This window comes from Thalassoglobus sp. JC818, assembly GCF_040717535.1.
Lineage (GTDB): Bacteria > Planctomycetota > Planctomycetia > Planctomycetales > Planctomycetaceae > Thalassoglobus.
Genome location: NZ_JBFEFI010000001.1, coordinates 868,958 through 893,052, shown reverse-complemented (window position 1 = coordinate 893,052; position 24,095 = coordinate 868,958). Strand labels below are relative to the sequence as shown.

Genomic DNA, 24,095 nt, shown 5'->3' with positions numbered 1-24,095 from the left:
TGATCGTGATCACGATGCGGATCATGAGTTGTGGAGAGAATACCTTCCCTTGCCACTCTTAACTGGCCTGTTGTTTGGGGGTGCGGCCTGTGCAGCGATTGGGCCCTGGGGACTTGCTGTGGGTGTCGGCGTTTTCATTCTGGCGTTTCTCTTCCGGCTCGTCCTTGACCTCATGTGAAAAAGACCTCATTCGCCGACTGACGAATGAGGTCTCGATAAAAAATGAGCTGACCGTTTGAACAAGCGGCCAACCAATCGCATTAGCTTCTAATTCGTGCGCTTGAAGATTTCCGTGGCTGCGATGGAAAGGTATTCGGTCTCGTCGACTTCAGCGAGACCACGGACGACGACGATGTCACCTTCGTTCAGTCCGAGAAGACGATCCGCCGAGATTGGGGCAATCTCGCCTTCTGCGTTTGTCACGGTGACAGTTGCGAGAGAATCTTCCTGCTTCCATTTCCATTTGCAAAACGGGCACGTGCTCGGATCGTGATCGGCGTCGACGTTGTAGTCGGAACCGGGGAAAGCTTCCGAGACGTAGAAAATCGCCTGATTCTCAGCGGACCATTTCGGAAAGTTGCGATTGCCCACCCGGACAATTAACGTCACTTCCGTCGGTTCAGTCGCCAGTTGACGGGCTTCTTCAATGGTGATCGGCTCGGCTGGTTCTTCGCTGACCATAAGACGCGAGCGGATTTCTTCCATCTCACGCGGGAGTTGTTGTGTACAGCCAGCTGTGAGAACCGTCAGAACCAGAAAAACACGTATCGACAGACTCGAGAAATCGACCGGAAGACCATGGAGTCTCACTATTCTTCCTCCTTCGTTTCATCACTTTCGGTCTGCGGAGTTGCTTCGCTGGAAATGTTCTGAAGCGCTGAAATCGCCTGATCAATATCGCTGGAAACGTCCTTCCAGGATTTTCCGTCTGATTTCCCGTGAATTGTTTTGTCGAGGCTCGCGAATGATTCGAACAGCGTCGTAATCGCCGCTTTCACGTCTTTTTCTTCGGTCTCATTCAGACCAGCTTCGCCAGCCAGATCACCAATTTGTTCCAGAAGATGTCCGACCTGATGAACTGGTCCGTCGGCCTTTTTGAGATCATCCGCATCCATGGCGGTCGCGATGGCGTCTCGCAGTTCTGTCAGTTGGGCGACACCTGCTGCCAGAGTTTTCGGGCTCTCAGACCCATGTCCATCGTGTTCATGGTGATCGTGCCCATCATGTCCTTCGTGGGAGTGATCTCCGGAATTCCCTTCCGTGAGCTCCTGGGTTTTCACTGAACTTCCTTCATTGCATCCCGCAATCAAGACAACGGCAAGAGTCAGACCGAAAGCAAATCGAAGAGGCTGCATTGAGGGCTCCACAAGTTATGAAACGAATTGAAGAAAAATCAAAATGAGAATGCATGCGATCGCAGTAGAACACATCGTCACTGCAACATCAGTGTATAATACGCGTTTTCCAGCGACTCAATAGTTGCAAAGTCCAATTGTTTGCAATTGGGTTGCAAATAGCGTGGTCTAAAGTATTCTTCTTTCCCCCAACATTTGGAAATGGAGAACAAATGACACGCTCACTTTCAAACTTAACCGGTCTGATTCTATCAGTGGCGTGCGTCATTCACTGCATGCTGGTTCCGGTTTTTATCTCCAGTTTATCGACTTGGGGGCTGGATTGGCTTGCGAGTCTCTATTTTCACCAGGTTCTGGCGATTGTTGGGGTTGCGATTGGAATCTGGACACTTGTTCCGGGATGGCGATTGCATCAGCGACATTCAGTTCTGATGTGGGCAGCTTTGGGATTGCTGGTGATGAACTATTCCGCCTTCGCGGGTGGAGACTGCTGTGCTGCGGAGGCAAAGACTTCCGGTCAAGAAACCGTGAGTGCGTGTCAGGATTCGTGCTGTCATACCCCGGTCGAAGTCAGCCTCAAGGATCAGTCAGCGCTGGGATCTTTCTCGACGGCGTTCAGCTGGCTGTGGCAACATCCGACAGCTTTCGGGGCCGCCTGCCTCGCTTGGGCGCATTGCCTGAACGGTGGATGTACACGCAAATGCTGTCAGCGTGAACAAAAGGGCAACGCCCCGCAGGAAGAATGCCTCGAAGTCTGATCACGACACTCTGGGCGAATTCAGGAAGCTGTTCGAGGCTCTTCTCACACTCCTCGAACGGCGATCAAACTCTTATTGCTTCGGGAATTTCTCTCCTTTGTCATCGTTTCGGGCAGCATGGGATTGAGAGAATTCTAAGTTCCACACGCTGAGATCATAGGCATCAGCAGTTTGGCTGTTGCAGGCAGCGGCCACAGAAAAGTGGTTCGGTTGGCATCTGGTCTGACAAGATGTTAGAACGACTGGGAATGATTGGTGTTTCGGGCAGAAGCATCGAATGCACCGGGCTGTCGGGTCAATTGAGCGTCAGTCGAAAACTTTGTTGAATCGCGCAGTGAAATCCCCCAGTGAATGGGTCGTCGCGAAATCACACGAGCAACTTCGACCAGTGATTTCTCAATCCGTTCACGTCAACGCATCCGACCGAGCAACGTGCTCGAGGCCTGCTGAGGAACAACGGTACGATGACGAAGAATCGCTCTGGTCTAGTCCATCAACTCTATCGAGATGCCTGTGAGCAGCCTTCGGGAACTCGGGGGCAATGGCTTGTCGAGAAGTGTGAAGGCGACTCCGGTCTGGTCCGTGAAGTTCAGTCGCTGATTGATCAGAACGGATCTTCCGTTGATTCTCCGATGGGGAACGTGGGAACCAGCCCAGCGACGACGATTATGTCGGCTTCGGAAGTGCACTCCGGCGTCGATGAGGAGCCATCGACCGCGGAAGACCGACAACATTTCCTCTCGAAGCTCTCGGAAGTCGGGATTCTCTCCGAAGACGAATTGCAGGAAATCAGTGCGCCTGATGCGGACGGCGATGCTCCGCTGGGGCCGCGCGAACTCGCTGCTCAACTTGTTTCCAATGGAAAGTTGACGAAGTATCAGGCGAACGCCCTTCTCAAGGGACAGCCAGAACTACTGATCGACAAGTACCTGATTATCGATCTACTCGATGTCGGCGGCATGGGGATGGTGTTCAAGGCCCTGCACCGACCTATGAATCGGATCGTGGCAGTGAAAATGATCTCGCCCAAACTTCTCTCATCTCCGGAGCAGGTGAAACGTTTTCAGCGAGAAGTGCAACTGGCTGCCACTCTCGAACACCCGAACATTGTCCGATCGTACGACGCTGACCAGTCGAATGGGGCGCACTTTCTGGTGATGGAATTTGTGCGCGGGCAAAACCTTTCGAAGTTAGTCAACAAAAAAGGACCACTGACAGCTGCGCGAGCGCTGAACTGTATCCAACAAGCTGCTCGCGGGCTGAGATACGCCAACAAGCATGGAGTGATACATCGAGACATCAAGCCAGGGAATCTGATGCTGTCTCGTGACGGGCTCGTGAAAGTGCTCGACATGGGATTGGCGAGTATCGACAAGTCGCTGCAACTGAATCCGCTGCCGGACGAGAATGATCCCGATGCTTCCCCCGATATGAATCAGTCGTACCTGACAGAACCGGGAACGATTCTGGGAACCGTCACTTACATGGCTCCTGAGCAGACTCTTGATGCTTCAAAGGCTGATACACGCTCGGACATTTACAGCCTCGGTTGCACGCTCTACTACCTGTTGACTGGGGATCCCCCCTATCAGGGTGACACCGTCATTGACGTTTTTCTCAAGCACAAAGATGCTGACGTTCCTTCGCTACACGAGAAGAGACCGGACATCGCCCCAGCTGTTGATCCCATCTTGCAGCGAATGATGGCCAAAGATCCACAGGATCGATTTCAAACGATGGGCGAGGTCATGGAGGCGATTGAAGGCTGCTCGATCGATATGACGGACGTTCAGGTTGCGAGCAAAAATTCTCCTCGCAAGCAAACCGAGCAATTGCCGCAAATTCGAACGAAGCCTCGTCAGAGCTCAAAAAACACCTCCAGGCGATCGAAAACTAAGTCTTCGACTTCAAAACAGTTTCCATGGTGGATTGCTGTGCCTCTCGGAGTGATGGCACTTGTCGTGATTGCTGTCGGGGCTGATTTTCTTTTCTCGTCGAACGAAGAAGTTCCTGTGTCAGCTTCAACGTCGGATGATGACGACGTTGGGCAGCAGAATCTGGCGGACATACAGACCACGAATAGCAGTGTTCTTGGGTCGGGCGACGAGAGTTCCGCGATCGAAGGAGAATCGAATGCGGAGCAACAGGTTGAACCGCAGGAACCACTCGCAGACTTACTGGCGACAGGAGATTATGAGTGGCGGATCATTCCTGACGTCTTTCAAAATGTGAATTCCACGCAGCCGGAATACGGTGCGGACATGACGGCCGACGGGCTCACGCTCGTTTTTTCCTCCCATCGATCAGGTGGGTACGGCAAGTCTGACCTCTGGATTTCGACCCGTGAATCGACCGATGTCCCGTTTTCGACTCCCGTCAACTTAGGAAGTGCTATCAATTCTCCCGGGTATGAAAACAATCCGACACTGACAGCTGATGGTGGAGTTCTATTTTTCCGGCAAGAGATTTATGGAGACAATGGACATCAGACAATCATGCAGTCTGTTTTGATCGGAGATCAAGAGTATTCTGGTCCTGTCGAATCTCCGATCGCTCGCCATGAATGGATGCCACCTTCAGCTTTCTCAAAACCAAACCTGAATTCTGATGGCCTGAACCTGCTTTTGATGAGTTATGCTGGGGCTGGTGATGCCAATCTGTATCTCACAACGAGAAGGTCCTTGAAGGAGAGTTGGCCGCGTCCAGTTGTCTTGCAGGCACAAGTCAGAACGAAGGCTCAGGAATCATCTGGAACACTCAGCGACGATGGTCGTGTCGTGGTCGTTGAACGAAATGAAATTGGACAAAAGCATCCCGACTTGTTCGCGCATATTCGGTCCGATGCAAACGCTGAATGGGGACCTGCGATTCCGCTTGATTCTTTGAATAGCGAATTTGGGGAACTGATTCCGCAGCTACTCCCGGATGGTCGAACGTTGTTGTTCGCATCTGACCGTCTGGACTCGACGGGCAGAATGGATTTGTACCTCGCTGAATTGGTTAAGAAAGAGACCTCTTCGGTGGCGGCGGTCGATGCTGAAGAGAGTGGCGAGTAACCGAATGTTCCGTGACGCAACTTCGCGTTTTTGATTCTCGAAGTTGTGAGCGAGTGACGCGCCCGCGTTTTTCAGGCGAGAAATTCTCTTGAGCTTCGGCAACGTCAAAATTTTGGATTGAAACAAAAAAACGCGAACCTCATCCAAATTGGTCTTGTCCAATTGTGTGAAAGCGTAACAATGCTTTCAGTTCGTTTCGGGCATTACGCAGCCCGAAGGGTATTCGCCTGCTGAGAAACCGGATCTGGCGAGCCGGGTGAAGCAGGATGTTTAAAATGGAAAGGAGGTGGTCCTGTGGAATCAGACTGTAGTAGCCAACAACGAGGTGGTACTGCTTAAGCAGTCGGCGGGCTGTCGTCGGCAGCCACCAGAAAGTTGATCGTCGGGACTGGCTCCGACATATGGTCGACTTTCACTGAAGCGAGATTTTCGAATCCGTTTCAGGACCTCGGGATCACCGATCCTCGAGAATAGCGAGGCACAGTAGAACTTCGGTTTTACTGTGCCTCAATTCTTTTGTGGCGCCTTATTTCTTTACTGTGCTTCATTCTTTTTGACCCGGGGTCTCTTCGCTCCCCTGTCCTGTTATCGCTCTGTGCCTAGCAAACGCCGCGCACGTGAATCAGTCGAAAGCAGACATGTGTTCTCGTTCTGTGAAGAGTCCATAAGCGAACCGGGCACAGTTGTGAATTCTTTCACAGGCGGCTCAGATTCACCTTCTCGACAAATGACGTTGCGATGATTTCGTGTTAGGGTCGTCACGAAACAGGCGGGCGACGTTGCCTGCTTTGTTCCACTTTTTCTTAGGAGAATTCTCCATGCGATTGAATTCCACTTGTCTTGCGTTGTTCGGTTTCGTTCTCACCTTCGGTGCTGTTGCCCAGGTCTCAGCTGTGGATGTATTGCCACCGCCAGCTGTTGGTGACAAAGCTTCCGATTTTTCACTGGAAGCGATCAATGGAGCGGGAAAAGTTTCGCTTCACGAAACTCTGGAAGACGGTCCAGTCGTGCTGGTGATGCTTCGCGGTTACCCCGGATATCAGTGTCCAGCTTGCAGCCGTCAGGTTGGTGGTCTCATCAAGAGTGCTGAAGAGTTTTCCAAAGAGAAGGCGACAGTCGTGCTCGTCTATCCCGGTCCAGGCGAGAACCTCAAAGCCAAGGCCCAGGAGTTTCTCACAGGAACGAAACTCCCAGAGAACTTCGTCTTCCTGCTTGATCCCGATTACAAGCTGACTAATGCCTACAACCTTCGCTGGGATGCTGAGCGAGAGACGGCTTACCCGTCGACGTTTGTGATCAATAAGGATGGCGAGATCACATACGTCACCATCAGCCAGACTCACGGCGGACGACCTCAGACCGAGACCGTCGTCAAAGCTGTTCAATTGCTGAAGTAGAGCACCCTACGAAAGAGTCATCTCAAACTCGCGCAAGCCATCGATTTGTTCGGTGCGACGTTTGACTTCGAAGACTACCAGGGAGCTTCCATGAGCGTCACGATTTCCGTGGCCAGTTGATCGACCGCATCTTGAGTTGCATTGGCGAGGGACTGTCCGGTTTCGGGTGCGAAACTCGCCAATGACAACGCATGCGTGGCTTGAGGCCCGAGGCGGGTTCGTCGCTGTGCGATGACTCGTCCGGTTCTCAGATCGACCCAGGAAACTTCAATTCCCATCGCCAGTTCGAGTTCTCGTGGTTCATCATATTTGTTCTGGTTCGCAGAACGCTTATCGATGCTGATGATCCGGCCGGACAGTCGAGTGTCTGCTCCTGGGCCAGCGACGAGTTGATACGGCGTGTGCAGCTCGATCTCTTTATGAATCGCTTCGGTCAGCTGAAGTTCGAAGCCGCGACGAAAAGTTTCGTTCTTGAAGGTCGGGACATGGACCGTTCGAACCTCTGGCCCGTACGGACTGCCGACCACATACCCGCAGCCCGCAATTGACCCGGTGACTGTCGTCATCAGGCTGGCGAGAAACAATCTGCGGGAATGTTTGGGGTCGTAATTCAATGTGCTGAAGTTCGAATTAGAGTGTGGCCGAACCTGTCGTCGGACTTTGTGGTGGAGATTGGAGTTGAGGAGCTTCGTCCGCCTTGCGAAGGAAGTTGAACAAGCTTCTCTTCTCTGGCTCTGGATTGCTTTCGACAGGAGCAGACTCAACCGGTTGCGGTCTCGTTGATGTTCGCGGATCGGTCGGGTTCGAGCGGGCTGGCGTTTCTGCGGTCTGGGTTGGAGTTGATCCACCTGACCATGGCCAGAAGTTGCTGCCGCTGTTCGAAGACTCGATGTTTCGGAGAACTTCGCGGGCTCGTTCCGCATACTCCGAGTTCGGGTAACGATTGATCAGCACGTTGCAATAGAGCGCGACTGAAGGCGTCGTTCCTTTAACTTGATAGAAACGGACTTGCTCCCAGATGCGCTCAATCTCAGCTGTGTGCATCTGATTGATTTCGGATTCGAGCCGTTGACGCTCTTCCGAGGAAAGCTCTGGATAGAGTTGCAGGAGCGACTGTTTCAGATCGCGTGCTTCGTGGAGAGCTTCTCCGTCGTATTCAGGGCCTTCGTAGGCAGCCATCGTCACGTGGGCTCCCAGCAGATAAGCATCCTTGAGGTGTGGGCTGTCCGGATACTGTTCACGCAGAAGTGTGTAGAGCCGTTTGGCTTCGATGTGATTTCGAATCCGCAGGTTGTGATTCGCTGACAACATCAGGGCATCGTCGGCGAGCGGTCCGGTCGCATCGTGCAGCCAGATCGACCGCAAAGCCTGAAGTCCTCGCCCATCCGCATCGTAAACCGGGCGGGTTTTGTCTGTCAGGTTTGGAAAGATGGACCCTTCTTTGCCGGGTTCACCTGAGCTGACAGCCACGTCTCCGGGGGTGCGAACATCCGCGGAAGCCAGTTTAATTTCGGATGAGGTCGTCTTGTCGGTGTCAGTCGGGAAGTTGAGCCAGTAGCGAGCCATTCGGAACATTTGCCGAGTGACGCGGTCCATGTGCCGTGTGGATGGATACCGGTTCAGGAGGTCGTCGTAAGAATCCTGCGCCTTCGTAAAGCGTTGGCGGGCGAACTGTGATTCTGCCAGCATGAAGAGTGCATCTTCTTCGACAGGATCGCCGAACTGATCGTAGGCCAGCGAGTCTTTACCCAAGCCCCAGAAACTTTCGAAGCGACTCTGGAATGTTTCGTAAGACTTGCGACGCTCGTCGACGATCGATTTGAACGCGCGTTCGGCACCTGCATAATCTTTATTGTCGAAGAGCTGCTTGGCTCGGTCGTACTTCCCGCGTGCCAATTCGAGATCCTTATCGGAGCCACCTCGAACTTTCTCGCCACGCTCGAAGGCGACTTGCCGCAGTCCTCGTTCCGTCGGTCCCATCACGTTATCGATCGACGGTCCCGGCTCGTCGGCGGAGACTTGTCGCGAAAACAGGGACGGACCGGCGCACCCGCAGGCTGCCAGCGTGCCTGCAAACAGGGACGCTGCCACGGAGGCTCGGACGGTTCTCGAATTGAGTAGGTTCACGTATTTCATCACTCACCCTGGTGACGATGTCAACATCGCTCACTTGGAAGGGGAGACGGACGGATTCAGGGGAGAGAAGGCCGTCAGCACGTCAGAGCAAAGAGACCGAAATCTTCAATCTGCTTTAGAACTTGAGCAGTGCCGCTGTTTTCGGGCGTCGCCCGAGAATTGAGGCAATGATCGCATTCAGGATTCGTCGAATTTCTTTGCTCTGTCGGTCTGAAATGACCAGACGATCCAATTTGGCAATGTCGCTTTCGATCAGTTTGAGGATCACGGCAATCGTGCCAGATTCGATCGCGCTCTGTTGATAATCGGAATGGCCACATCGTGAACAGATCAATCCGGACTCTGAGACCCAAAATCTGCTTTGATCGTCCAAAGAAATCGTCGAATGGCAAATCGTGCAGGTTCGAAAGTCCGGCAGCTGGCCGATTTCATAAAGGATCGTCAATTCAAATCGAAAGATTGCGGTGACAGGCGATTGTGGAGAGCTTAGGGATTCCAGTGCGTGTGCAGCGGATGTGTAGAGTTCAGTGTGCGGGTCGTGCTCTTCTGTCAGCGAGTTCAACAGTTCGGCAATATAATATCCGCCATAGAGATGCAGCAGGCTCTTGGAAGCAGGCTGAAAGCGTTGAACGAGCTGAGCTTCGGTCAGAAGATCGAGGCCGCCTGTCTGCTTGCGAATGAAGACGATTCGACACTCAGAGAGGAGATCGAGAGACCCTTCGAAAGCATTTCGAAGCCGTTTGGCTCCCTTCGCAAGACACGAGATTTTTCCGAATTCCCGAGTGAATAGCGTCACGACGCGGCTCGATTCGCTGAAATCAGCCTGGCGAATGACAATTGCTTCAGATTTCTCGGTGGACATGATCGCAAACACTACGAGCGTCAGGAGAAACCGTCAATCCTGCCTGATCGACGTCAGGCTGGGGGAATCACTTCATTCCCTACGATCCAGTGAACATGGGTGTGAAATTTTAGGATTTGACGTTCTCTGGGCAGATTGCCTGTGGTTGGTGATGTGGTGTTGCGATAATGTAGGTAGTTGTTGGAAAGTACCGACGTTTTCGAAATTTAGCAGTGAACAAACGTCAACAAATTCTGGAAATGCTCCGGCAATCGGGAGTCCTTCGGCCGCGCGACGTCGAGGAGGCAGGCATCTCTGCTTCCTACTTGAATCGCATGTACGCCGAAGGTCTGATCGATCGCCCCAGTCGCGGCTTGTATTGTTTGCTCGATTCAGAACCGGGTGAACATCGTTCTCTGGCAGAGGCTGCGAAGCTGATTCCTCAGGGAGTGATCTGTCTCTTGAGTGCCCTGCACTTTCATGAACTGACGACCGAATTTCCATTCGAAGTCTGGATCGCGCTCGACAATCACGCACGGCAACCGACTATTGACTCCCCGCCAATTCGAGTGGCGAGATTCTCAGGTCAGGCACTCACGTTTGGTGTCGAGGACCATCAAATCGATGGAGTGTCCGTCCACATCTACACTCCTGCGAAAACTGTGGCCGACTGCTTCAAGTTTCGCAACAAGATTGGGTTGGACGTTGCCATCGAAGCCCTGCGCGATTGCATTCGAGAGAAACGGGCGACACGCGACGAAATCTGGAAAGCTGCGCAGGTTTGCCGAATGACGAATGTCATGCGGCCATACATGGAAAGCCTGTCGTGAGCCGACCCCCTGCCCGAAACCTGGCCGCCTCCGTCCGACAGAAGTTGTTGAACCTCTCTCGCGAGCGGCGGGAAAACTTCAATCAGATTCTCACCCGATACGCGCTCGAACGATTTCTGTATCGGATGTCTCAGTCGGAGCATCGCGATCTCTTCGTCCTCAAAGGAGCCATGCTGTTTCAAATTTGGACGGCCGATGTTCATCGCCCTACCCGTGATCTTGACCTTCTGGGAGCGGGGACACCTGATCCTGAACACTTTCGAGAAATCTTCTCGACGATTTGCAGTGTGGACGTTTCGAATGATGGGATGGTCTACCTGCCTGAAAGTGTCATCGCCGACCAAATCAAGGAAGATGCTGACTACCAGGGAATCCGGGTCAGGCTGACTTCTCAACTTGTCACAGCGAGGATTCCGATTCAAATCGACATCGGCTTTGGTGATGCGATTACTCCGGAACCGATTTCGGTCACTTATCCGACAATCCTCGATCTCGAACCGCCGCAACTGATGGCTTATCCGAGAGAAACTGTGATTGCTGAGAAGTTGCATGCTCTCGTCGTGCTGGGAATTGCGAACAGTCGCATGAAAGACTTTTACGATCTCTGGACGCTCGCGAATCAAGATGCGTTCATTGGGCTGCAACTCAGCGATGCGATTCGAGCGACTTTCGTCAGACGGAAAACAGCACTTCCCAGCGAGACTCCATTCGCATTGACGGATGAGTTTGCTGCCGATCCCCAGAAGTCGACGCAGTGGACAGCTTTCCATCGAAAGAGCCGCCTAAGCATCGGCGAAGCGACCTTTTCAGAAGTTCTCGCACAGTTGCGTTCGTTTCTGATTCCGCCTCTCGAAGCCCTTCAACGAGAAATTCCTTTCGAAATGAAGTGGCCTCCACGTGGGCCTTGGACGACTTCGAAAAACTAAAGCACTCGTCGTTTCATGCTGACGAGACGGCGAATCATTGCGATCAAACTCTCTCATGTCGTCGCAAAATGTTGGATACGGGCTCAACGATCCGAGTGATGCCTGGAGGCCACGTTCGCGATCTTTCGGCAACGTTGATTCAACGCATGATGCATTGGAGAAACGAAAGAACCAATGCGATCCATTTAATAAACATGATTCTGCGTGACCGTTAATGAGAATATATAGCTCAATTTGAGAGTAAACCACACAAGCGTTGTAATTCGAACTGAAGGAGCCGTGAAACTTTAACAAAATGCACCCCCGCTAAGGTTTTTGAGAAGTACAAGTGAGCATCTGGAAAAAACAAAGATTTTGCGGAACTCAAAAAACAGGTGCACAATGTTCAAAGGAATTCTTAGTTCAGTCGGAATGATCGTCATTCTGACGCAGTCAGCGAATGCGGGGATGGAATTAATTGACTTTGAAAGTCAGTCAATTGCATGGACCACAGGCTTCACAGACAACGGGTTCAATTTCACATCTACAAGTCCAGCCGGGCTTTTCGGTGCTGCGACAGCATCGCCCCAGTTTATGAGTCCAATCGGACCTGACAATGGAAGCAGCCGTTACCTGTTGAGTCACAATGCCGGTACTGTGATTTCGATGACTCAGGCGAATGGCAATCCATTTTCCCTGCTGAGCTTTCTCGGTGGAGAAGCACACTTGGGCGTCACGTCGAACTGGGCTTCCGATATCGAAGTGACAGGTTTTCTGGCCGGAGGCGGAACGGTCGTTCAATCCTTTGCTCTCGACGGAATTCATGACGGTGCCGGCGGGCAACCTGATTTTCAACTCTTCAATCTCTCCGGAAGTTTCGCAAATCTCACTGAAGTTCAATTCGGAGGACTCGGTGGAAATGCTCAGCTGTTCTACTCGATCGACAATATCAGCGTTGGCACCACAGCTGCCGTGCCTGAACCATCATCGATGGCCCTGCTGGGAATTGGATCGATTGGTTTGTTCCTTCGACGTCGACGAAAAACAAACTAATTGGCTCTGTTGTTCATCGCCATGATGAAACGACTACTGTGAAAAATTCACCACTTGTGTTCGTTCTTTGAGTTTGATTGCCATTTGAACGAAACTCTCTTTCTCGAATGTGTTGCTGAACGACAAGGTGACCCGCACTCAACTGCGGTGTCACCTTGTTTCTTTTATTGGCTGAGCCTCGCGCTGCAGGCCAAGATTCTTGCCTATGATTCTCGTCAGAGGACGAACTTTCATCGGTTGGCTGTGAACTGATTTGCTGACGAATCGACAACTTCGGGAGAAGTGAAGGTTTTCTACAGGGCGTGTTCCGGGTAGTTTGGAATAAGCAGTGCGTCCGCAGAGAGATGACTCTCAGGGTCTTTATCAGCGAGAAACCTCGATTCGCTCGACGGTACGTTTGTTGGCTCGTCGGGATCGCTGCATAGCCGAGATAAAGATGTTCCACGGTTTCCTTCAATTGGTGACATGCCTGCTGGGGAGAATGCGATGAACTTTGTCTACTTTCTGTTGATCGGAATTGTGGCTGGCTGGGCAGCGGGTCAGATTATGAAAGGTGGAGGCTTCGGTCTGATCGGCGATCTTGTCGTGGGTGTTCTGGGGGCAGTTGTCGGCGGTTTCATTTTCGACATGCTTGAGATTAGCCCTGACGGTCTGATTGGAAGCCTAGTCACTGCGCTTGTCGGCGCGGTCGTCTTAATTGCAATTGTTCGAGCGATCAAAAAAGCGTGATCTTCTCACACTCTGTTTCCGTACACACATCGAAACCCTGATTTGACGCACTGCAGCGAGTTAGGAGCGAACGAGATACGCTCTTCAAACTGCTGTGCAGCGTGGGGTATCATGAAGTGTTGCATGTGATGCACACAGCAAGCATTTGATCTCAACGGGCTGATCAGTTGTAAGGAGTGGCTTTGTCTGAAGAGCAGATCGAAGCGAATTCAAAGAATGCGCTTCACTACGTGTTGATTGATTTCGAGAACACGCAGCCAAATTGTTTGGATGTTCTAAAAAAGGGCAACTTCCGAGTCATCGTCTTTGTCGGGGCGACGCAGAAGAAGATCTCGATCGAGTTTGTGCAGTCGATGCAGGAGTTCGGCGATGCTGCCCAGTACATCACGATCTCAGGAGCAGGCGCAAATGCTCTCGACTTTCATATTGCTTTTTATGTCGGGGAATTAGCGAGTCAGTATCCGAAGGCGCATTTTCACATCATTTCCCGCGACACGGGGTTCGACCCTTTGGTCACTCATCTGAAGGGTAGAAAGCTGCGAGTTGCGCGGCGGCGGGAACTTTCCGAGATTCCTGAGTTGCGACTTTCTGTCGGTCTGACGCACGGTGAAAAGATCGACGCGATCATTAAAAATCTGACTCGTCGTAAGCAAAGTCGGCCGCGGAGAGTGAGGACGCTTGCGAATACGATTAACTCGCTGTTCGCAGAAAATCTTTCGGGACCGCAACTTGCAGACTTGATTGCCGAACTGCGAAAACGAAAGCTCATCAAAGAGGTTGACGGAAAGATCTCATACAATCTTTAGATCATGGTCATCACGATTGTGTATTGGTTCTACCACTGACTTCCGGGCCAAACTGAAAGGACGTCCGCCATTCGAAATCGGAGATCTTGTTGAACTCGTCAATCACTGTTGTTCTTTTGATGACGAGGCGGCTGGCTCATTCAGGGAGCGTTCTTTGAGAAACTTTGGCCAGTCATTTTCGATGCGTTTGTTCTCAGCTTCGTTGCGGGATCGTCGACTCTGCAGAGTGACGAGATAGCCGACGATCAAGAGTCCGAAAAAGCTCACTCCGAACAACTGTTCTGCCTTCCAATAGGAGATTGCCTGGAGCGGCCACAGTTTGCTCTCTCCGACTACGAATCCTCCCGTCCAAGCGACAATTCCGTAGAGAACAAAGGCCCAGTAATAGAAGTCGTTCTGGCTTCGAATGTACTTCTCAGGTGGTGTCGGCTCGAGTAAATTGATTTTTCCCTGATGGGCAATTGTAAACGCGCGAAACTGCTTCTCCCAATTCGATAAGTCGTTGAGTTGTAAGTACCATCCGATCACATGAATCAGTCGGCGAAGAATCAACGTCCACTCGTAGAGAAACGCAAGTAAGCCGAGCCAGCAGAATGTGGCAGTAAACAGCCCGAAGAAACCGATTCTGGAATCCGTCAAACCCGCCAGTCCCGGACCAACCCAAGCCGACAATCCTGCCCCAGCCAGAGCGACTGTGGAAAGAAAGAACTGCTGGCTTCGCAGTTGAAGTGACTCAGCGTGCAGTTTCTGAGCGTCGATCTGGCCAATGGTCGACGGTGCGGAGGGAATCTGTTCTTCGTTTGTTTGTGTGCCCATCGCTGCGCCCCGATCTTTCTACAGGGGGGAGTGAATCAATCATCATGCGAGAAATGAATGCTGCTGGCGAGCGATGATAGTTCTTCCGACTGAGATCAGCTAGACTCGCGAAATGGAACCTGACACCAGAGCGCAGTGGCGCGAGAAGCTACATACAATCATCTTCGAAGCCGATACTCGAGCCGGGCAATGGTTCGATATTGGGTTGCTTGTGGCGATTCTGCTCAGCGTCGCTGCGGTTTGCCTGGAGACCGTTCCGTCGATTGAGAAGGCGTATGGCCCGACGTTGGTGTTGATTGAATGGGTCTGCACAATTCTCTTTACAATTGAATATGTGCTGCGACTCGTTTCTGTGCGTCGGCCGTGGAAATACGCTTTGAGTTTCTACGGAATCATCGATCTTATCTCGTTTCTTCCCTCTTACATTGCACCCTGGTTTGGAAGTGCGAAATCGTTCGCGGTCGTGCGGGCCTTTCGACTGCTTCGTGTCTTCAGAATCATGAAGCTGTTCCACATGACCAGAGAATCCGAAGTGCTTGCTACTGCTGTGTGGAGAGCGCGGTCGAAGATCGTGGTTTTCCTGACAGTCGTGCTCATTACCGTGACGATCGCCGGGACTGCGATGTACGAAGTCGAGCGAATTGGAAGTGCTGGAGTCACTTCGCAGTTCACGTCGATTCCGCAGTCGATTTACTGGGCTGTGGTGACGATGACGACTGTCGGTTACGGAGATGTGGTTCCTAAAACGGCGCTCGGGAAACTGGTCTCAGCGCTTGTGATTCTGATTGGTTACAGCTTGATCATTGTTCCGACAGGATTCGTTTCTGCGGAATTGGTCGACGCGAAACGTACACAGAGCGTGTCGAACCAGACTTGCCCCTATTGCATGGCAGAAGGGCACCTTAAAGATGCCGTCTACTGCCGACGCTGTGGAAAGCCTCTCTAAGAGTGAGCGAAAAATCTGCGAATCACAGTGATTCGCAGATGAGAATGCTTTGGCAATTTTGTCGTGTTACTTGGAGTCGTTCGACTTCAGTTCCGGCTGAAAGTTCAGTGTTTTGACTAGAAACGCCCAGTGGTCTGCGATCTCTTCGATCACTTTGGACGTCGGTTTTCCGGCTCCGTGCCCTGCTTTGGTTTCGATGCGAATCAAGATTGGATTGTCGCATGACTGTGCATGCTGCAAGGCAGCTGCGAACTTGAAGCTGTGACCGGGAACGACGCGATCATCAGTGTCAGCCGTCGAGACCATCGTCGCGGGATAGCAGGTTCCCTCTTTGACGTTGTGATAAGGGGAATAAGCGAAGAGGCCGTGGAATTCTTCTTCGTTGTCAGAGGAACCGTAGTCGTCGACCCAATAGCGTCCCGCAGTGAATTTGTGGAAGCGAAGCATGTCCATCACGCCGACAGCAGGCAAACATGCTCCGAAGAGTTCGGGACGTTGAGTCATGCAAGCTCCAACGAGTAGTCCGCCGTTGCTTCCTCCCTGAATGGCGAGTCGTTCGGTATTCGTGTACTTTTGGTCGATCAACCATTCCGCCGCAGAGATGAAATCGTCGAAGACATTTTGCTTCGAAAGCTTCGTACCAGCTTTGTGCCACTTCTCTCCGTATTCTCCCCCGCCCCGCAGATTGGCAACGGCATAGACTCCGCCCATTTCCATCCAGGCGAGTCGACTGATTGAGAACGAAGGAGTCAAGGGAATGTTGAATCCACCGTATCCGTAAAGCAGCGTGGGATTATTCCCGTCGAGCTTGAGTCCACGTTTATGCGAGATAAACATGGGGACTCGGGTGCCATCTTTGCTTTGATAAAAGACCTGTGTGACTTCAAAGTCATCCGCGTTGAAGTCGACCTCTGCCTGTCGAATCTGTTCGCTCTCCCCGGTGATCATGTCGTACTTAAAGATCGTCGGTGGGAAGGTGAAGCTCGAAAATGAGTAATACGTTTCGGTGTCCGAACTTTTCCCGCCGAAACCGAAAGCTGAACCGATGGCTGGGAACTCGACGCTACGAAGGCGATCTCCGGATTTCCGATAGATATCAACTTGAGTCTTTGCATCTTTCAAAGACTCGACAACAAACAGATTTGCCACAAGTGTGACATCACGAATTGCTTCGGCCTGTTGGGGAATGACTTCTCGAACTTTGACTTCGGGTTCCTCTCCGCCTCCTTCGATCTGACGCGAAGCATCGTTGATATCGATGGCAATCACTCGCCCGAGTGGAGCATCGAGATCTGTCTTGAAGTAAAAGGTCGTGCCGTCGTTTCCAATGAAGCTGTATTCGTTCTCGAAATTACGAATCAGCGGAACAGCCATCGCCAACGGGTTTGAGAGATCTTTGTAGAAGATCCGGTAGCGGTCATCAGTTCCAACATGAACTGTGATGATGAGGTAGCGACCATCTTCTGTGACCGAGGTGGAGTAGCCCCACTCCGGCTGGTCGGGACGATGAAAAATGAGCAAGTCGTCGTCCTGGGAATCGCCGACTCGATGGTAATAAATAGCTTGATTGACGTTCAGATTCTGGAACTCAGCCCCATCTTCCGGCGCAGGGAATTTCCCGTAGAAGAAACCTTCTCCGTCTGGAGTCCAGCTTGGAGTGTTGAACTTGATCCAGGACAACTCGTCTTCAAGGATGCGACCGGTTTCGATCTCCATGATCTTCCAGGTTCGCCAGTCCGAACCGGCATCCTGAATTCCATAAGCGAGGTACCGTCCGTCGTCGCTGTAGGACGTCCCACCGAGTGCGACCGTCCCATCTTGCGACCATTCATTGGGGTCAATCAGAACACGGGGTTCTGCGTCGTCAGGACCTTGCACGTACAGAACGTATTGATTTTGAAGTCCATCGTTCTTGTAGAAGTAGAGGCGACCGCCTGCCTTGAACGGCGGACCGAATTTTTCGTAGTCCCACAATTCGGTCAGACGGGCATTGATCTCGCTGCGTTCCGGAATCGTTTTCAGGAAGTCCTGTGTGTACTCGTTTTCAGCTTTCACCCATTCCGCGACATCTTCGCTTTCACGGACATCGTCTTCGAGCCAGCGATAAGGGTCATGGACTCGAACTCCAAAGTATTCGTCAAAGTGTTCAATGCGTTTGCTCATGGGGACCTGCGCGGGAACGACCGAATCAAAAGCCAGTGAGAGACTCACGGTGAGAAGAAGCATGAAGTGTCGAAGCATGATCATTGCTGCCGATCATTCAAGTGATGGAAAAGTGAGTGCATGAACTGTACGACGTTTGGTTGCGCTCGTCGACTGTTCGAAGTGAGTTCCGTTCGATTGCATCTGAAGTCACTCAACTGTATCTCACTTCACCGTTCACAATCTTGCGACGCTGATACAGTTCAGTTCAAATGACCTGTGTCTCAACCCGAAGTTCTGTCACTGGAGAATCGATATGGCTGCGAATGGAACCTCGACATCAGAAACGACAGAACCGGTCAGCGAACTCAATCAGGCTAACGGAGAAACGACTTCAGGCGCAACGATGAATGTTGATCTTGCCGTCCGCGATCGATATTCAGCTGCGGCTCAGGAGGCTGAAGCAGCTTTGTGTTGTCCGGTCGATTACGACCCGGAGTATTTGAAAATCATTCCGGAAGAGATCATCGAACGTGATTACGGATGTGGCGATCCATCACGTTGGGTGAACGAAGGCGAAACAGTTCTCGATCTCGGTTCGGGCGGAGGAAAGATTTGCTATATCGCTGCCCAAATTGTGAAAGATTCCGGGCGTGTGATCGGTGTCGATTGCAATGACACCATGCTGGAACTGGCACGCCGGCACCAGTCAGCGATCGGCGAGACACTGGGGTACGACGTCGTTGATTTCCGGAAAGGACGAATTCAGGACTTGCAGCTGAACCTTGATCGACTGGAAGAGTATCTGAAAACTAATCCAGTCGATTCCGTTGATGATTGGCAAAAGCTTCAGGAGTATCAGGATCATCTGAGAAAAACCGAGCCACTGGTTGAATCCGACTCAATCGACGTTGTTGTTTCGAACTGTGTGCTGAATCTCGTTCGTGAAGAAGATCGGAGACAATTGTTTTCGGAACTCTTCCGTGTTCTCAAGCGAGGTGGACGAGCAGTGATCAGCGATATTGTCAGCGATGAAACGATCCCGGACAGTCTCCGCAATGACCCCAATTTGTGGAGTGGCTGCATCAGCGGAGCATTTCGCGAAGACTTGTTTCTCGATGCCTTCACCGACGCAGGATTCTACGGTGTTGAGATCGTCGCTCGGCAGTCGGAGCCGTGGGCGATTATTGATGGCTACGAGTTTCGCAGCTTGACGGTGCAAGCATTCAAAGGCAAAGAAGGCCCATGCATGGATCACAAACAAGCTGTCATTTACAAAGGACCGTGGAAGTCTGTGACCGACGATGACGGGCACAAACTTGTCCGCGGTCAACGAATGGCAGTTTGCAAGAAAACCTTCGATCTTTATTCCAAGGCACCGTACGCGGATCAGATCATTCCCATTGAACCCAATGAGGCGGTTTCCCCTGAGAAGGCTCAACCGTTTAATTGTCATGGAGTTCCGATCCGATCGCCCAAGGAAACGAAGTCGGGCCTCCCGGTTCTGAACATGTTGCCTTCCGATTCATCGTGCGGGTCCGACGGATGCTGCTGAAAATCATCAACTCAATGATGTCAAATGTAATGCAATTCAGCTGCTTTCGCATAGCAGTTTTTGTTCCACGATTGTCGGCTTGTTGAACAATTTGAGAAGGAAATATTCAGAAATAAAAAGTTGTGAAAATTGGGACTGAGTGTCCAGATTTTTGGTGGATTCGGTTTGGTTTCGGTCGTAGATGTTGTGCGGGCCGTGACTGAAGAAAGCCAATCCGAATGAGTCAGATCGAACCTGTTCCGCCACGTAGATCGGTGCGCGGGGTTTTTTCTTTTGCTAACAAACGATTCCAGTCGACAGTTTCTGCCGGGGCACGGCGGAGCTCCGATCGCTCTGGAGTGACACTGCCCGAATTGGTGATCGTTGCAGGTTCGTTTTTGGTTGGGCTGGGAGCTTCAGCTTACGCGTGGTCTCACTGGGGAGTGGTCTGGGGAGTGATCGGTTTCCCGGCTGGATTTGTCGGGGGCCTGATCGTTCTGATGCTCTCAATGATGCTTTTCGGAGTCATCTTCAGCGTCGCCAATGGACTTGTTGTCTCGGGCATCCCGCCGATTCCCCCCTGCCAGAATGGATGCTGCACAAGTCGTCGACTGGGCGACTTTGGCGACTTCACCGCGATTCAAAATTCGGCGGTGATCATCGATCTGTCAAAGTATGAAGAGCCGACGCGCGTGATGTTTCGGTGTCGCTGTGGAGACCTTTATCAGCGCGACTGGAAAGACGGGACGATGTATTCCGTCGACGAATTTACCCGCGAGGAAACGCTCTATCGGAAGTGGAAACCGTTTCGTGGATGGTTTGCTCCAGAGGATGAGTCTCCTTCCCCGAGTGCGGAGCCCTCTTAAGAATCGACAGGGATTCCCACGCGTCGTCGAATCCACCTTCGTCATACATCGTCCGAGAGTTCGGTCATTAGATTACGCTACTCACTGCTCTTTGATCCTGCGAATCGTTCGATGAATCCGACCTAGAACGGAACTTTCGACTCCGGGAAGTATCTCCACATCCAATGCTGTTCGATGTCTCTCAGATCGTCCCAACCGAGCAGTTCGTACAGGTCTCGACGCTTCTTGTAGTGGAAATAGACCGGTTGGCCGCTGCCGAAGTTCTTGTTGAGAATCTTCAATGCCTCGCCAAAGTTTCCTCGACGGCGGTCATATCTGATCTGAAGCAGGAAGTAGTCTTTCGAAGTCGGATCAACCCAACTTGAGAGGAGTTGAAAGTTGGCATCAAATTCCTTCTCGTGTTGCTTCGGATCATCAATCGGATGGTCTTCGATAACGTCTGGAAGTTCCATGTACGCCAGTGCCCTGCCCTTACGATAAATTGCGTCGATCAGGTGTTTGCGGGCTGTCTCCCATTTCTTCTTTGTCTCTTTCTCTTCAGAAGTTGACTGAGTTCGACGTCGGTCAAAGTATTTGCGGATTTTATTCTGCGGGATGTGATCGATAACTTGATCAGCAAGCTCAACGACCGTGCCGAGATGCTTCTTTCGATCGTCGTCATCCGCCAAATGTAGCCTTTCAACATGGACATCGAGGTTGTCCTCGTCAATCGCCAGAATGCGCTCAGCCAGTCGTTCAATTTCTTCTTGATCCTTTTCCCAGGACAAAGTGCCGAGCTTGGCGAGCAGAAAATCAATCTCTTCCGTCGGAACAGTTTGTTTTGCCGACTTCGATGAAGCTGGCTGTGCTCCATCAGAAAAGAAATACTCAATCGGAACCGGATTTGGGTCGCCTGACCGGAGAGTCAGTTGTCCTCTCAAGCGATCCCCTGATTGCAGTCCCTGCGGCAGCTTGTCTTTCGGCGGAGGAGCGATCGAGTAATCCTCACGCATCAGTTCGAAGAGTTCAGTTGAACTGACGTCACTCTGCTTCCATGGAGCGGCTGCGACAGCTCGCGAAGAATAGATCGATGGCCGGACAGAACCGATCGAACGTGTGATCGTCAGCAGCGAGCCTTCCATCTCTTTCAGATGATCTCGATCAGTGTGCCTGAGTTCAATTTGAATGGAATAATCTCCCTCCGGAAGTGAAACGCTTTCCGGAAAGACATCGTCAGCATGCACGAGTTGATTGTGTTCGTCATACACAAACAACCTGTATGACGGGAATGGGGATTCGTAGAGAAGATCATCGAGACGGGAGAGCGCGAACGTCACTTGATCTTTCTTCTCAAGCTGAAAGGCATAGTCACAGACGAGTTGCCAGGTCGGTTCGTTATTCCAGGTGGTGTTCCGTTCGTCGGACAAAATTTTCAGCGACGATTTCTGAGGAGAAAGAAATCGATCCCAGCGATTGAGGACGGCACTCGGGTCGACACGTTCATGTCCCAGCTGTGAGGTGACTCGCACCGGAACCGACTCTCCGTTTGAAGCGAGCGTGACTGAATCAGACGTCGTTGCCAATCCTGAGTAGGTTACTTCCAACTCCAGTTCAGATTGCCCGAGGCTAGACCAGTATTGTGCTGTGCAAATCTCCAGAACTCGATCAGTCGGCAAGGAAATTTCTTTCTCGAATTCTTCTCCGACTCCCAGGGAGACAACCAGCTTGGACTCCGCAGCTTCGAAGGACTGTACCGGACTGGTTTGCACACAGTGCAGGTAAAAGAAACCTTCACCGATTCCGTCGAGCCTTTTCACCCGCAGCTTATAGCTGCGACTTCCTTCAGGAGGATTGAGAAAGATTCGCTGAATCGACCCGGAAGTCGTTTCTAATGTTGTCTGAAAAACTTGTTCCGATGACGGTTCCGGAACAATGACCACCACGGGAACCTCGAAGAGATTCTCGTTTCCAACTTGAGAAGCGGGTTGACCTTGGATTCGCGCAATATGCAAACCGGGCGTGAGTTCTCGCGAATCGACCGTCGCACTGAAGCGTGCTCCTCCATGAGTGAGCAGCAACTGGCTTCCGACTTTGACCCAGTCAGCATTACTCTCTAAACGGATCGGCACTTCGTAGCTGAGTTTTGTGGAGTTCGCAGTCTCAAGAGGAAAGTCGGGCTCGACCTGAATCGAAACATCCACCCTTCGACCGACTTCACCAGCTTCGCGAAGGTAAATTCCTCTCGCTCCATTTCGCGATGAGATCGAAACGGTGACCGGAGTGAGGGAAGTCTTCGATGACTTATTCGCGACGTGATGATCGAACGCTTGATCGATTTGAATCAGGCCCGGGCCTTGTGCCAGTGGATCGATCTCAGATTGGATTTGCGATGTCGCTTGCAAGCTGCGAAGTAGCGAAGTCGATGAGTAACTGAGTTCTTGGGCTTTCAATCCAGAGATCATCAGAGCGATGTTGCCGCAGGCGTTTGGCGCAGCCATCGATGTTCCGTTCATTCGCATACTCGGCTGAAGCGAATATTGTGAGACCGGGGCGATCGCTGCTCCCGGAGCGAATAGATCAACTCCCCAATCTCCGTCTGTGGTCGGTCCACGAGATGTCCAGGTAAACGGGAGTCCCGGCAAGTCTTCCTGCAATGCATATTCTTCGCGACCCATCGCTGGGGAGACATACGCACCGACTCCAATCGGAAAACTGGATGTTCCGCCAGGTGATCCAACTGTCGACAACGCTGGTCCACTGTTGCCTGCGCTCGCAACGAAGACGATGTTTCGATTCACGACAAATTGATTGATTGAATCAATCAATGCACCCTGATTCGGAGTCGACGACGGTTCGCCGTAGCTCATGTTGACGAGATCACAATTCAGTTCGGCAGTTCGGGCCAGACCCCGCATCAGAGCGACGCCTGTTTCCATTCCGTCGAGACGTGTGTCACCGATTTTCACGGAGATAAATTGAACCCCCGGCGCCAATCCGTTGCGTGAAGGATTGTCTGGATAGTTGGCTCCCACGATTCCGGCAACATGTGTCCCGTGATTGCCGCAGACAGCCACGATCGAGAGAAGTTTCCCGTCGTCGAAAATGTTCACACTGAAGTTGAGTTCTGCTCCTCCTCCGAACGTGGCGAACTGGTGCTCGACGCGATAGTCAGCGAGCGGTGTTTCGTCGGCCAGATCGCCATCTTCGTCGAGGTCAATGACGGCCCGCCAGTGATCGCCATCGTGAAAGGTAATGCAGTCCAGAACGGGCCCCGGTGCCTTGAATTGTTTGACCGCTTCTCTAAGCGCTTCCAGTCTTGCAGCTGCTTCTTTGCGAGCTTCGTCTCCATCCGCTGCTTGTTCATCTTCGATCAATTGAATTTCTCGCGGTCGCTGCGCTTTGATGAAGTCTTCTTTGGCTTCCGCTTGTAAGCGACTGACAAGATCGTGCGGATAGAGATCAAACGCTGCCTTCACTCCGACAAAATACTTGCCAGATGGATTGGACCAGTCCGGATCGATCGAAAGAGTTCTGTCAGTGAGGCTGGTGATCGTTCCATCACTTTCCAGCTTGGCAGGTTTCATCGGTACGTCACCGCTTCCGGTTCCATCGATCAGGTCAATGATCTTCGGCGCTCCGGTGGTTGTCACACTCAGGCCAGAAGCTCCGGGATCAATTCCCTGGTCGAAGATGGCTACAATGACTCCGCGACCGTCGTATTCTGGATTGGCTGTCAGAAAACGAGTCGCTCCGGTTTCCTCTTTGGGCAGCAGGGCCACATTCGAGAATCGTCCACTTTGCCCGGGAGCTGATGCTTCTTCGTTCGCACCAACGAAAGACACGTTGCACATAACGACGAGCGCTACGCAGTGGACAACGACCAGCCGTCTCATGATGATACTGACCTGGATTCGATGATGAACGTGTGGTTGAGAACGCGTGAGCG

At 51.9% G+C, this 24,095-nt stretch carries 19 protein-coding genes; 11 read left to right on the top strand and 8 right to left on the bottom strand.

Annotation, left to right across the window (positions count from 1 at the left end; all coding sequences use genetic code 11):
* Positions 1-267: 267 nt before the first annotated feature.
* Complete coding sequence (locus AB1L42_RS03175; RefSeq protein WP_367051112.1) at positions 268-810, bottom strand: hypothetical protein; 543 nt, start codon at positions 808-810, stop codon at positions 268-270.
* Entirely contained in the window at positions 810-1,280 is a 471-nt protein-coding gene (locus AB1L42_RS03170; RefSeq protein WP_367051110.1) for a hypothetical protein, read from the bottom strand. Before AB1L42_RS03170 ends, AB1L42_RS03175 begins: the two co-directional genes overlap by 1 nt.
* A gap of 287 nt (positions 1,281-1,567) precedes the next feature.
* Between AB1L42_RS03170 and AB1L42_RS03165 the strand changes: the two genes are divergently transcribed.
* The 3 genes from AB1L42_RS03165 to AB1L42_RS03155 all read left to right on the top strand — a co-directional run bounded on the left by AB1L42_RS03165 (position 1,568) and on the right by AB1L42_RS03155 (position 6,566).
* Complete coding sequence (locus AB1L42_RS03165) at positions 1,568-2,113, top strand: MerC domain-containing protein (RefSeq protein ID WP_367051108.1); 546 nt, start codon at positions 1,568-1,570, stop codon at positions 2,111-2,113.
* A gap of 464 nt (positions 2,114-2,577) precedes the next feature.
* Positions 2,578-5,169, top strand: a complete 2,592-nt coding sequence (locus AB1L42_RS03160) for a serine/threonine-protein kinase (RefSeq protein WP_367051105.1) — start codon at positions 2,578-2,580, stop codon at positions 5,167-5,169.
* 818 nt (positions 5,170-5,987) lie between these two features.
* Positions 5,988-6,566, top strand: a complete 579-nt coding sequence (locus tag AB1L42_RS03155) for a peroxiredoxin family protein (protein WP_367051103.1) — start codon at positions 5,988-5,990, stop codon at positions 6,564-6,566.
* Between the two features lie 74 nt (positions 6,567-6,640).
* On the opposite strand, the gene AB1L42_RS03150 is transcribed toward AB1L42_RS03155, so the two are convergent.
* The 3 genes from AB1L42_RS03150 to recO form a co-directional block, all read right to left on the bottom strand.
* A complete protein-coding gene (locus AB1L42_RS03150; RefSeq protein WP_367051101.1) occupies positions 6,641-7,180 on the bottom strand; it encodes an LptE family protein in 540 nt (179 codons plus the stop codon).
* Between the two features lie 16 nt (positions 7,181-7,196).
* Complete coding sequence (locus AB1L42_RS03145; protein ID WP_367051099.1) at positions 7,197-8,702, bottom strand: tetratricopeptide repeat protein; 1,506 nt, start codon at positions 8,700-8,702, stop codon at positions 7,197-7,199.
* Between the two features lie 115 nt (positions 8,703-8,817).
* Entirely contained in the window at positions 8,818-9,564 is a 747-nt protein-coding gene (gene recO, locus AB1L42_RS03140; protein ID WP_367051097.1) for a DNA repair protein RecO, read from the bottom strand.
* A 212-nt stretch (positions 9,565-9,776) separates the two neighbouring features.
* Here recO and AB1L42_RS03135 point away from each other — a divergent pair, with 212 nt between their 5' ends.
* The 5 genes from AB1L42_RS03135 to AB1L42_RS03115 all read left to right on the top strand — a co-directional run bounded on the left by AB1L42_RS03135 (position 9,777) and on the right by AB1L42_RS03115 (position 13,866).
* Positions 9,777-10,373 (top strand): type IV toxin-antitoxin system AbiEi family antitoxin domain-containing protein, encoded by a 597-nt coding sequence (locus AB1L42_RS03135; RefSeq protein WP_367051095.1) that lies wholly within the window; start codon positions 9,777-9,779, stop codon positions 10,371-10,373.
* Complete coding sequence (locus AB1L42_RS03130) at positions 10,370-11,299, top strand: nucleotidyl transferase AbiEii/AbiGii toxin family protein (protein ID WP_367051093.1); 930 nt, start codon at positions 10,370-10,372, stop codon at positions 11,297-11,299. Before AB1L42_RS03135 ends, AB1L42_RS03130 begins: the two co-directional genes overlap by 4 nt.
* Positions 11,300-11,680: 381 nt before the next feature.
* A complete protein-coding gene (locus tag AB1L42_RS03125) occupies positions 11,681-12,331 on the top strand; it encodes an NF038120 family PEP-CTERM protein (protein ID WP_367051091.1) in 651 nt (216 codons plus the stop codon).
* Between the two features lie 486 nt (positions 12,332-12,817).
* Positions 12,818-13,060: a GlsB/YeaQ/YmgE family stress response membrane protein gene (locus AB1L42_RS03120; RefSeq protein ID WP_367051088.1), complete on the top strand. Its 243-nt coding sequence runs from the start codon at positions 12,818-12,820 to the stop codon at positions 13,058-13,060.
* A 182-nt stretch (positions 13,061-13,242) separates the two neighbouring features.
* A complete protein-coding gene (locus AB1L42_RS03115) occupies positions 13,243-13,866 on the top strand; it encodes a PIN domain-containing protein (protein ID WP_367051086.1) in 624 nt (207 codons plus the stop codon).
* A gap of 102 nt (positions 13,867-13,968) precedes the next feature.
* Here the strand turns inward: AB1L42_RS03115 and AB1L42_RS03110 are convergent, their stop codons facing one another.
* The gene (locus AB1L42_RS03110) at positions 13,969-14,682 is read right to left on the bottom strand and encodes a hypothetical protein (RefSeq protein ID WP_367051084.1); all 714 of its coding nucleotides are present in this window, start codon (positions 14,680-14,682) and stop codon (positions 13,969-13,971) included.
* A gap of 112 nt (positions 14,683-14,794) precedes the next feature.
* Here AB1L42_RS03110 and AB1L42_RS03105 point away from each other — a divergent pair, with 112 nt between their 5' ends.
* The gene (locus tag AB1L42_RS03105) at positions 14,795-15,628 is read left to right on the top strand and encodes an ion transporter (RefSeq protein ID WP_367051081.1); all 834 of its coding nucleotides are present in this window, start codon (positions 14,795-14,797) and stop codon (positions 15,626-15,628) included.
* Positions 15,629-15,694: 66 nt separating this feature from the next.
* Here AB1L42_RS03105 and AB1L42_RS03100 read toward each other — a convergent pair whose 3' ends face one another.
* Positions 15,695-17,791, bottom strand: coding sequence for a prolyl oligopeptidase family serine peptidase (locus AB1L42_RS03100; RefSeq protein ID WP_367051079.1), 2,097 nt, complete (start codon positions 17,789-17,791; stop codon positions 15,695-15,697).
* Between the two features lie 295 nt (positions 17,792-18,086).
* Here AB1L42_RS03100 and AB1L42_RS03095 point away from each other — a divergent pair, with 295 nt between their 5' ends.
* Positions 18,087-19,325 (top strand): methyltransferase domain-containing protein, encoded by a 1,239-nt coding sequence (locus AB1L42_RS03095; protein WP_367051077.1) that lies wholly within the window; start codon positions 18,087-18,089, stop codon positions 19,323-19,325.
* A gap of 338 nt (positions 19,326-19,663) precedes the next feature.
* Positions 19,664-20,170: a hypothetical protein gene (locus AB1L42_RS03090; RefSeq protein ID WP_367051075.1), complete on the top strand. Its 507-nt coding sequence runs from the start codon at positions 19,664-19,666 to the stop codon at positions 20,168-20,170.
* 122 nt (positions 20,171-20,292) lie between these two features.
* Here the strand turns inward: AB1L42_RS03090 and AB1L42_RS03085 are convergent, their stop codons facing one another.
* Positions 20,293-24,042, bottom strand: a complete 3,750-nt coding sequence (locus AB1L42_RS03085; RefSeq protein ID WP_367051073.1) for a S8 family serine peptidase — start codon at positions 24,040-24,042, stop codon at positions 20,293-20,295.
* Between the last annotated feature and the right edge of the window lie 53 nt (positions 24,043-24,095).